Source organism: Sulfuricurvum sp. (genome assembly GCF_036279695.1).
GTDB lineage: Bacteria > Campylobacterota > Campylobacteria > Campylobacterales > Sulfurimonadaceae > Sulfuricurvum.
Genome location: NZ_DASUIQ010000036.1, coordinates 1 through 9,294 on the forward strand (window position 1 = coordinate 1; position 9,294 = coordinate 9,294).

The 9,294-nt window shown below is 46.4% G+C and carries 14 protein-coding genes; 2 read left to right on the plus strand and 12 right to left on the minus strand.

Going from position 1 to position 9,294, the window contains the following annotated elements; translation table 11 throughout:
• From VFW36_RS03675 to VFW36_RS03730, 12 genes are all read right to left on the minus strand, one after another.
• The coding region (locus tag VFW36_RS03675) for a SulP family inorganic anion transporter (RefSeq protein ID WP_329657458.1) at positions 1–1,528 on the minus strand (1,528 nt) is incomplete at its 3' end.
• A 46-nt stretch (positions 1,529–1,574) separates the two neighbouring features.
• Complete coding sequence (locus tag VFW36_RS03680) at positions 1,575–2,747, minus strand: MFS transporter (protein WP_329657459.1); 1,173 nt, start codon at positions 2,745–2,747, stop codon at positions 1,575–1,577.
• A 10-nt stretch (positions 2,748–2,757) separates the two neighbouring features.
• Positions 2,758–3,069, minus strand: coding sequence for a DUF190 domain-containing protein (locus VFW36_RS03685; RefSeq protein ID WP_329657460.1), 312 nt, complete (start codon positions 3,067–3,069; stop codon positions 2,758–2,760).
• The gene (gene crcB, locus VFW36_RS03690; RefSeq protein ID WP_329657461.1) at positions 3,066–3,458 is read right to left on the minus strand and encodes a fluoride efflux transporter CrcB; all 393 of its coding nucleotides are present in this window, start codon (positions 3,456–3,458) and stop codon (positions 3,066–3,068) included. Before crcB ends, VFW36_RS03685 begins: the two co-directional genes overlap by 4 nt.
• 66 nt (positions 3,459–3,524) lie before the next feature.
• On the minus strand, positions 3,525–4,976 hold the full coding sequence (locus tag VFW36_RS03695; RefSeq protein WP_329657462.1) for a diguanylate cyclase: 1,452 nt from the start codon (positions 4,974–4,976) through the stop codon (positions 3,525–3,527).
• Positions 4,925–5,422 (minus strand): hypothetical protein, encoded by a 498-nt coding sequence (locus VFW36_RS03700; RefSeq protein WP_329657463.1) that lies wholly within the window; start codon positions 5,420–5,422, stop codon positions 4,925–4,927. The genes VFW36_RS03695 and VFW36_RS03700 overlap by 52 nt, the downstream gene beginning before the upstream one ends.
• Before the next feature lie 53 nt (positions 5,423–5,475).
• Entirely contained in the window at positions 5,476–5,907 is a 432-nt protein-coding gene (locus VFW36_RS03705; protein WP_329657464.1) for a rhodanese-like domain-containing protein, read from the minus strand.
• Positions 5,904–6,140, minus strand: coding sequence for a thioredoxin family protein (locus tag VFW36_RS03710; RefSeq protein ID WP_329657465.1), 237 nt, complete (start codon positions 6,138–6,140; stop codon positions 5,904–5,906). Before VFW36_RS03710 ends, VFW36_RS03705 begins: the two co-directional genes overlap by 4 nt.
• Positions 6,137–6,397: a hypothetical protein gene (locus VFW36_RS03715; RefSeq protein WP_329657466.1), complete on the minus strand. Its 261-nt coding sequence runs from the start codon at positions 6,395–6,397 to the stop codon at positions 6,137–6,139. The genes VFW36_RS03710 and VFW36_RS03715 overlap by 4 nt, the downstream gene beginning before the upstream one ends.
• Positions 6,398–6,405: 8 nt before the next feature.
• A complete protein-coding gene (locus tag VFW36_RS03720; protein WP_329657471.1) occupies positions 6,406–7,356 on the minus strand; it encodes a permease in 951 nt (316 codons plus the stop codon).
• 2 nt (positions 7,357–7,358) lie between these two features.
• Entirely contained in the window at positions 7,359–7,763 is a 405-nt protein-coding gene (locus VFW36_RS03725; protein WP_329657467.1) for an arsenate reductase ArsC, read from the minus strand.
• Positions 7,760–8,083 carry a metalloregulator ArsR/SmtB family transcription factor gene (locus tag VFW36_RS03730; RefSeq protein WP_329657468.1) on the minus strand — a complete coding sequence of 108 codons (324 nt, stop codon included), beginning with the start codon at positions 8,081–8,083 and terminating at the stop codon, positions 7,760–7,762. The genes VFW36_RS03725 and VFW36_RS03730 overlap by 4 nt, the downstream gene beginning before the upstream one ends.
• A 117-nt stretch (positions 8,084–8,200) precedes the next feature.
• On the opposite strand from VFW36_RS03730, the gene VFW36_RS03735 reads away from it, so the two are divergent.
• Both VFW36_RS03735 and VFW36_RS03740 read left to right on the plus strand, forming a co-directional pair.
• The gene (locus tag VFW36_RS03735) at positions 8,201–8,638 is read left to right on the plus strand and encodes an arsenate reductase ArsC (RefSeq protein ID WP_329657469.1); all 438 of its coding nucleotides are present in this window, start codon (positions 8,201–8,203) and stop codon (positions 8,636–8,638) included.
• On the plus strand, positions 8,635–9,294 hold a 660-nt coding region (locus tag VFW36_RS03740), incomplete at its 3' end, for an ArsB/NhaD family transporter (protein WP_329657470.1). The genes VFW36_RS03735 and VFW36_RS03740, both read left to right, overlap by 4 nt.

A 9,294-nucleotide genomic window follows, 5' to 3' on the forward strand; every position in this document is an offset into this window, starting at 1 on the left:
TCAATACCGTTTGGTTCTGAGCGAGCCTCTCATGCAAAATTTCAAGGGCGTGCAAACCTGCCGCATCGATGAGGGGAACGTAGCGCATTCGTAGAATAAACACCTTTGGTGGGGTTTCAAACAGCAAGAGGGTATCGACCAATTTTTCAGCAACTCCGAAAAAGAGAGGTCCTTGGATCTCATACACTTCTACCCCATCTGGGATCGATTTACGGTGAATAGAGTCGGGATCATCCTCTTCAGTCTCCACGGAGCGTATCTGAGTCGCTTTCATCATCTGATCGATAAAGAGGATGGAGGCGAGGGCAATTCCTGCTTGGATAGCGAAATTCAGATCAACGAGGACGGTGAGTGCGAAGGTGAGGATCAAAACGATGCGATCACTACGCGGAGCCTGCATAATTTCACGGACGTGTTTGAGCTCCGACATATTCCACGCTACCACCATGAGGATAGCTGCCAATGCGGCTAGAGGGACTTTGACGATCAGCGGTGAGAGGAGCAGCATAAAGAGAAAAAGCCAGACCGCGTGCATCATCCCAGCAACAGGCGTGCGTGCTCCCGCTTTGACGTTCGTCGCGGTACGGGCGATCGCTCCGGTAGCGGGGAGACCGCCGAAAATAGCCGATGCGATGTTGCCGATCCCCTGACCAAGCAGTTCTGCATTTGATTTATGGCGCGTTCCGCTCATACCGTCGGCCACTACTGCCGAGAGGAGCGATTCGATAGCGGCAAGGGTCGCGATGGTGATCGCATCGGGGAGCAGTAAACGGAGCTTTTCAAACGTGATATGCGGCCATACGGGAGTAGGGAGCATGGACGGGATTGCTCCAAAACGGCTCTCAATCGTCTCTACCGGAAGGTTCAGCGCCCACACGGCGATCCCAGAGAGAACGACGACGACAATCGGTCCGGGGATTTTAGGGGTATAGCGTTTGGTAAGTAAAATAATACCGATAGAGGCGAGCGCGACGAGGATAGCGACAAAGTTGGTTTCATGCAGATGGGCGACATAGACGGTAAGTTTATCGATAAAATCGGGAGGAACGGTTGCGATAGAGAGACCGAAAAAATCACGAATCTGCGAAAAGGCAATCAGGAGTGCGATACCTGAGGTAAAGCCGACGATAACGGGGTAGGGGATGAACTTGATCATCTCTCCGGCACGAAAAAATGCCATGATAATGAGTATCCCTCCCGCCATGAGGGTGGCTAGAACCAGCCCCTCATAGCCGTGTTTCATGGCAACGGTTGCAACGGTGACGATAAATGCCGCCGTCGGACCTCCGATCTGATAGCGGCTTCCGCCGTGCGCCGAGATTAGAAATCCCGCGACGATAGCGGTAAAAAGTCCCCGCTCAGGGGGGAGGTTCGATGCGATAGCGATCGCCATTGCCAGAGGAAGGGCGACAATGGCTACCGCGAGCCCAGCGATGGCATCGGCACTGAAATCAGACCATGAATAGCCTTGTCGGCGAAAAAGGGATACGAGTTTCGGCTCCAGAGAGTCATGAATTGAGCGAAGCATTGAAAAAAATTCCTTGGGAAAACGAATAGGAACAGTTTACCACTTTTTATTCGGTGTGCAATAGTTTTTTTCGCATTAGATAAAGTAATACACCAAGAAACAATGCTGAGACTGCAGCGATTAAAAATGGGAGGGTACTTCCGTAGTGATCCCATAGCCATCCCGCACCTGTAAGAGAGGTAAACGTCATAATTCCGATAGAGGTATAATAGATTCCGTATGCCGTTGCTTTAAGATCATGCGGTGCGGTATCGGAGATGATCGCTTTGGCCAGAGAATTGAACCCCCCCGCAAAAAATCCGTAAATCCCAAATCCGAGCCATGCACCCCATGTGGCATCCGAAGCCATAGCGAGGGCACCCAATCCGAATGCGAGATACACCATCGACAACAGTGTCCCTTTTCCAAAACGATCCGCGAGTTGACCGATGGGGATGGCAAATAGCGATTGAGTGAGATTATAAAGGGCATAGGCGAGAGGTATCATCACCAAAGCAAGACCGTTGTTCTCTGCTTTGAGGAGCATAAACGAGTAGTTCATCGCAAAGAGGCTAAAGAGACTTTGGAAGGCAACCAGCCAGTAAAACGGAGCACTTAGGGATTTGGGACGAAAACGGCTTGCCGGAGATGGGACAAAAGGGGCATCCGTTACCCAAAATATGAGGATCAACATAGAAACAAGCCCCGGTATCAGACTGATGGCGAAAATAGTCCGAAACGTCCCTTCGCTGTATCCTAACCACAACAACAATCCAAAAGCACTCAATGAACCCGCCAGTGCACCGGCACCGTCCATCATTTTGTGAAATCCGAAGACATAGCCGCTAATCTCTTTTGGGGTAGAAGCACTGATCAGCGCATCGCGCGGAGCGACTCGAATCCCCTTTGCCAAACGGTCTCCGATACGGATGGTGGCGATCATGGTAGCGCTTTGGGCGAAAAAGGCGAGAGGTTTGATGAGATTGGACATTCCGTACCCAAATACGGTGATCCCTTTGCGACGACCCAGACGATCGGAGTAAAAACCAGAGAGCGCGATTAGCATAGCAACACCGAATTCAGCGGCACCCTCGATCAGACCGATCTCACTTTTGGTTGAGTGTAAAAAGCGCTCCAAAAAGATCGGCAGAAGCGGTAAAATCATCTCGGTAGAAAAATCGGTGAAAAAACTGTTGGCTCCTAAAGCAATAATATTTCGGTTGAGCGATAGGAGTTTCATACAGTGGAAATTAAATTGTCCCGTATTCTATAGCGGTTTTAGTATAGAAAAGATTTGGCTTTTCGGCTTCAAGAAGAACGAAAAGTTTGTCACACGATGCATTCTCGGCGATCATAATGATTTCGATCGGTTGGTCGGTAAGCTCAAAAAATGATGCGGAGTGCCATGCACCGTCATGTCCTATTCCTTTTGTTGCATCGGCAACTGTCACCCCGTGGATACCGGCTTGCTGTGCGAGCTTCGGGAGCCAATTCGAAATATATTCGCCGTTATGGCGGCGGCTACGAAGAGTGTAGAAGGTTAGTTGAGATCCTGTTTTCATAGTGTCCCCCTGTTTTGAAGATAGAGCATACTGGCGATCCCTAAAAAGGTCATTATGAGAGACCCGCCGACGTGCAATAGTGTGCCTATGGCGGCATGACTCAATCGCCCCTCTTGAATAGAGGTAACGATTTCTGCGCTAAAGGTGCTAAACGTGGTCAATCCCCCCAAAAATCCGGTGATAATGAAGAGCCGCCATTCAGGGGAGAGTGCGGTATTGGTCGAGAAAAATGCGATGGCAATACCGATCAGATACCCCCCTATGATATTGGCACTGAGAGTCCCGAGCGGAATAGCGGGATAGAGGCTATTTAGTTTAAGACCTAAAAACCATCGTAACAACGCACCGATTCCGGCACCTGAAACGATAGCGGCTATGGAATATATCATGTATGAACCTATCCGGAAAAATTATGAAACACTATTATAGCTTATCCTATCAAGGCAGTGTAGGAATCAAATTCGAACTCGATTTCTCCCATCTGCTTTAGCGATATAAAGTTTTTCATCTGCACAGTGTAACATTGAGGATAAATCGATAGGAGTATTGACATCACATATTCTAAAACAACCGCCTATAGAAACGGTCACAGTATTATCAGGATAGTTTTCAATATGTTCTATGGAAGCCTTTTGGATACTTAGCCGAATTCTCTCTGCAATGGATTCCATTTCTATAATAGAATCGATAGAGAGAATTATGGCGAACTCTTCTCCACCTAGTCTGAAAGCATGATCTCCTTTTCGATGCAAGGAGTGTTCTATTATCTCAGCTACTTTTTGGAGAGTATTGTCTCCGGCATTATGTCCGTAATGATCGTTATAACGTTTAAAATGGTCGATATCGAGATAAAGAAGACCAATCCCACTTGATACTGCAGTTTTATAGGTGGTGGCAAAAATCTCTTCGAACGCTCTGCGGTTATAAAGACCCGTGAGAGGGTCGTGTTTACTAAGTTGTTCGAGACGGTGGGTATAGGCTTTCATCTGCGTGAGAAGCATTTTGAATGACATTGCTAGTGAACCGATTTCATCCGAACGTTTTTGCGATGGAATCTGCTCGGGGTCTAAGATCGCAAACTCTTTTGACATGTATTCGGAGAGTTCGTCGAGAGGGCGGGTAATACGGATAGAGAGTACTCCTAATACGATGAGTGAGAGGAGTAATGCCGTGGCGGATTCGATCCAGACTTCGGTGAGGATATTGTGACGAATAGTATCAATCTCACCGATATCAAACCCTAGATAAACCGTTCCGCCTGCTTGGTTGTTGGTGGGGAGCGAAAGTACGAGAAGGTGATATTTTAAATCGATGTAAGGTGTCGGATGAGAGGTGAGGTTTTGAATCGTTGATCCGTATTGTTTTGTGAGATTGAGATTACGGCGGTACTCCGTAATAGTATCTTTGCTTCTTTCGATTAGAAAATCGATTTTGACCTGATCGGCTGAGGGATCATTCTGACGTGATTGAAGATTTTTGAGTGTTGCGAGGGTATCGGCTTCAAAAGAGGGGGGATAATAGAGCCGCCAAAGTGTTTTCGCTTTTTTATCATACATGGCCCGATAAGGGATTGAGGAATAGTCGCTAATCCCTTCTACTTTCATAAACAAAAGTTCCGAATGGCGTTCGAGTTCACTGATGAATTCGGGCATTTGGAGATTGGCATAGTTGTCTCCGGAAATCGCCAGCGAAGAGGTACTGACAATCGCATGCGATGAGGCGGTGTGAAAATCAATGACACTTTTGAGGTAAGAATTCAGCTCATTTTGGTAATGACGATAAGAGAGGGCAGCGATGAGAATCGTAACCAAAAAGAAGTGGGAAAAAAAGATTTTAGCTTTAATCGAAAAACGGATCATTTCTTGAAAATACCGATGATGGGGACGGCACATGTTCCATTTTTGCATATATCGGCATGCCCCTCATGACATTGGTAACATGTTTTGATGGACAATGAGGGGTGTGTACCGCTAAGATCTTTGCCTTTTCGGTCGTATACGCCATAAAGCGGTTGTCCGGCTAAATGTTCGGTAACGAAAATAATATTTTGGTCTTCATAGATCGCTACGGAAGTGATGCCATCGGCGTAGGGACCATGGCTTGCGTAGGATTTGAGTTTGTTCTTGGGGATATAAATATTGAGCTTTGTCCCTTTGCCGTTGTTGATCCAGTTGTACATGGAAACCGTCTCTTGTAAAAAGAGGGGTGTCTCTTTGGGGAGGACAACATCTTTGCCTGGGATGATGCTTTGTTTGACTAGTACCATCGATTTGATATTTTTTGGGAATGATGCTTGAGAGGTCGCGAAAAGGGATGAACATGAGGTCAAAAATAAAAATAGGATGAATCTCATAGCAATCTCGTTTTGTTTATTATTGGAATTATAACAGATCAGTCATATCAAATTTATTTTTTAGTTGTTTCCTTAACAAACTCTTTCGCCTCATCTCCGCGTAAATACCCAGCTAAACCGATTAGCCCGTCTGTGAGATAGCGGCTTTTGTAGCCTTTTAGCGTGAGATAGATACGAGCCATTTCAGCGCGGTCGTAGTGGGGACAGACAGTGACAATTGTTTTGTTCTTATCTAGTTCATTTAAACGACTTGGAAGTTCATTAAGAGGGATTTGTTTCATAAACGGAAAACCCCACGTTGATTGTTCTTCTTTAAAGCGGATATCGACAAACTCCACTTCCCCCATTTTATAGAGTTCAATTGCTTCGAGGCTTTTTATTTTCATTTCGGTTCGCTCGTTGTAATCAAACCGTTTGAGATAAGCATCGAACGTTTCGGAATAAAGTGAACTTACGAGAAGAAGAGTGAAATAGAGGGTTTTCATTGCGCTTTGATCATCTCAACGATCTCATCCACACTTAAAACTTTTCCGGTACTGACAACCTTACCATCAATCACGAGTCCTGGGGTGCTCATCACTTGATACTCCATGATCTTCATAATGTCTTCGACTTTTTCGATTTGAGCGAACTTGCCGCTTTTTGCGACCGCTTGTTTCGTCGCCTCTTCGAGGGCTTTACATTTGGCACATCCCGTACCCAAAACTTCGATTTTCATTGTTTATCTCCTAATAAGCATTCTTGCATCATCGGCGCGAGGGTTTGTGCATCCACGTCTCCGGTAATAGTGATTGTTGATCCTCCATCGACACTTTCGAGATCAATTGATTCGATTTTTTGCATCATAGCAGGATCACAGTTACATGAACATTCTCCAGTTTTACACGCCTCTATTTTAGCACTTAACTCTTCGGTACTAAAACCGCCGAGAAATGCCTTGATTCCATTAGTTTGATTGGTAATTTCGATTTTCATATTAACTCCTATAAAATGGCATTGAACAAATACCCTACACCGATTATTCCTAGTGTAACCGTACCGAAAAAGATAGCGATGAGTTTGAGGCTCATGACCCGCTTGAGGATCATCGCTTCGGGGAGGGAGAGGGCGGTGATCGCCATCATAAACGACAATGCCGTCCCCATTAGCATCCCTTTTGACGTGAGTACTTCGATGAGCGGCATTACACCTGCGGCATTACTGTACATAGGTACTCCGAGCAGTGTAGCCAGAGGAACGGCAAACGGATTGTCTCCACCCGCGATAGAGGTGATAAACTCGGTTGGGACATAGCCGTGGATAAAGGCACCCGCACCGACACCGATCAAAACATAGAGCCAGATTTTACGGAGAATATCGAAGGTGTAGTCCCATGCGTCTTTGAGACGTGTTTTAAACGCTATGACCTGATTTTCGGCACGAATCTCCCCCTCAATCGGTTTGACTTCAATGAGGATCTCGCTCTCCAGTCCGAGTCGTCCGATCACGATACCTCCGATAATAGCGACGAGAAGACCGAATCCGATATACAATGCCGCCACTTTCCATCCGAACATGGTGAGCAGCATCGCAATGGCGATTTCGTTATTCAGCGGTGCGGAGATCAGATAGCTAAACGTCACCCCAAGCGGTATCCGTGCTTGCAAAAAGCCCAAAAAGAGGGGAATTGCCGAACACGAACAAAACGGGGTGATAATCCCGAACAGCGCGGCGAGGACATTTCCCGTGTATTCATGTCTACGACTCAGATATTCCCGTACTTTTTCGGTAGAGAAGTATGAGCGCAGAAGTGTCACCGCAAAAATGATTACAGTGAGGAGAAAAAGGATTTTTACCGTATCGTAGATAAAAAAGTTGAGAGCATCGGAGAGTTTCTCCCCTTGAGGCAGTTGAAGCCATTCATACACGAGGACGTTGACGCTCTCTTGCCACATCATCAGTCACACAACTCGGATTGGATGATCGGTAAAAGGGTCTCTTCGATCAGAGCAAGTGTTTTTGCATATTCCTCTACCTCTTTTCCGCTTGGGTCTTCAAACGCCACATGGATCGTTTTGACCGCTTTTGGGAACATCGGGCAGGTCTCATGCGCATGATCGCAGACAGTCACGACGAGATCGAACGGAGTATCGATAACGGTATCGATCACTTTGGAGTGGTATTCCTCTCTCCAGTATCCTTTCTCTTCGAGAAGCGCTTGGGCATTCGGGTTTACTTTTCCGCTGGCTTTCACCCCTGAGCTTTGCGCAAATACGCACTCTCCCATTTTCGCATTGATAAGGGCTTCACCCATGATTGAGCGGCAGCTGTTGCCGGTACAGAGGATAAGAACATTTTTCATAATTTACAATCTCCAGTTTCTGATATTTTTATAAGTGGGGGAAGTTCGATTCCCAAACAACGGATTTCCGCCAGCGCTTCACTACGGAAACGATCCAATGGGCTACGTACGGAGTAGTACGCCCATGTCCCGCATCGATCCACCCGTAAAAATCCCCCGTCTTTGAGGATTTTTAGATGACGTGAAAGACGTGACTGAATCATACCAAGCGAAGATTGCAAATCGCATACACACAACGGACCGTGTTGATCCAAAAATGCGAGCAATTTTACGCGTGTTTCATCGTTCAGTGCGGATACAGTACCCAAAAAGATTTCCATAGATCACCTCCGATTATCGGCATTGTAACACAATTGAAATAATATATCAAGATATATTGATTTAATAGAGTTTTTTTTGCTATAGTGTTGTTATCCAAAACAACCAAAGGGGATCTCATGTTGAAAGTATTATTCGTTTGTGTCCATAACAGTGCACGTAGCCAGATGGCGGAAGCGTTTTTCAATCACTACGCACATGGTAGTGATTGTAGCGAGAGTGCAGGGATCGAGCCGGGTAATATGAACCCTTATGTTGTCCGTGCGATGGCGGAAAAAGGGTTCGATTTTTCTGCCAATCAGACCAAAGGGGTATTTAACCTCTATAAAGAGGGTAGAACTTACAGTCACGTGATTACCGTTTGTGACGCCGAAGCAGCTCAAAGATGTCCGATTTTCCCGGGTATCAGCCGTATTATTATGTGGAGTTTCCCTGATCCTTCAACCTTTATGGGGACAGACGATGAAATCATGGAGCAAGTTCGCGTTGTTCGTGATACAATCGAAGCAAAAGTACAGGCATTTATTGCCAATCCAACCGAAGAGAATACCTTATGATTTTAGCCGTTTCCCTCTTTTTAGTGACCTTAGTCTTCATTATCTGGCAACCACGAGGATTGCAGATCGGTACCACGGCGGTCATCGGTGCGGCTCTAGCGGTGATCCTCGATGTGGTAAGCCCTCAGGATGTTTTGACGGTTACTTCTATCGTATGGGATGCGACGCTCGCGTTTATCGGTATTATCATCCTTTCGATGGTGCTCGATGAGATCGGTTTTTTCGAGTGGGCGGCACTCAAGATGGTTCGTCTCTCTCGTGGTAACGGAAATCTCATGTTTATCTACATGATGATCCTTGGAGCACTGGTATCGGCATTTTTCGCCAACGACGGTGCGGCACTGATCCTCACTCCGATCATTTTAGCCAAGATGAAATATCTCAAGCTCAATCCCGTTGCGATGTTCGCCTTTTTAATGGCGGGGGGATTTATCGGCGACAGTGCCTCCAATCCGCTCGTGATCTCTAACCTCACCAACATCGTCACGGCAGGATATTTCCAAATCGGTTTTTGGGAATACGCACGGACGATGTTCCTCCCGAATCTCCTCAGTATCATCGCCTCAATTGTTGTATTATGGCTCTTTTTCCGCAAAGATATTCCGAGCCATATCGATGTCGAGAACCTCGCCAATCCTGAAAGTGCCATCAAAAAC

Excerpts from the sequence above, each read along its gene's own strand:
- VFW36_RS03680 (WP_329657459.1), bottom strand. The coding sequence starts at position 2,747 with ATGAAACTCCTATCGCTCAACCGAAATATTATTGCTTTAGGAGCCAAC.
- VFW36_RS03685 (WP_329657460.1), bottom strand. The coding sequence starts at position 3,069 with ATGAAAACAGGATCTCAACTAACCTTCTACACTCTTCGTAGCCGCCGC.
- crcB (WP_329657461.1), bottom strand. The coding sequence starts at position 3,458 with ATGATATATTCCATAGCCGCTATCGTTTCAGGTGCCGGAATCGGTGCG.
- VFW36_RS03695 (WP_329657462.1), bottom strand. The coding sequence starts at position 4,976 with ATGCAAAAATGGAACATGTGCCGTCCCCATCATCGGTATTTTCAAGAA.
- VFW36_RS03700 (WP_329657463.1), bottom strand. The coding sequence starts at position 5,422 with ATGAGATTCATCCTATTTTTATTTTTGACCTCATGTTCATCCCTTTTC.
- VFW36_RS03705 (WP_329657464.1), bottom strand. The coding sequence starts at position 5,907 with ATGAAAACCCTCTATTTCACTCTTCTTCTCGTAAGTTCACTTTATTCC.
- VFW36_RS03710 (WP_329657465.1), bottom strand. The coding sequence starts at position 6,140 with ATGAAAATCGAAGTTTTGGGTACGGGATGTGCCAAATGTAAAGCCCTC.
- VFW36_RS03715 (WP_329657466.1), bottom strand. The coding sequence starts at position 6,397 with ATGAAAATCGAAATTACCAATCAAACTAATGGAATCAAGGCATTTCTC.
- VFW36_RS03720 (WP_329657471.1), bottom strand. The coding sequence starts at position 7,356 with ATGTGGCAAGAGAGCGTCAACGTCCTCGTGTATGAATGGCTTCAACTG.
- VFW36_RS03725 (WP_329657467.1), bottom strand. The coding sequence starts at position 7,763 with ATGAAAAATGTTCTTATCCTCTGTACCGGCAACAGCTGCCGCTCAATC.
- VFW36_RS03730 (WP_329657468.1), bottom strand. The coding sequence starts at position 8,083 with ATGGAAATCTTTTTGGGTACTGTATCCGCACTGAACGATGAAACACGC.
- VFW36_RS03735 (WP_329657469.1), top strand. The coding sequence starts at position 8,201 with ATGTTGAAAGTATTATTCGTTTGTGTCCATAACAGTGCACGTAGCCAG.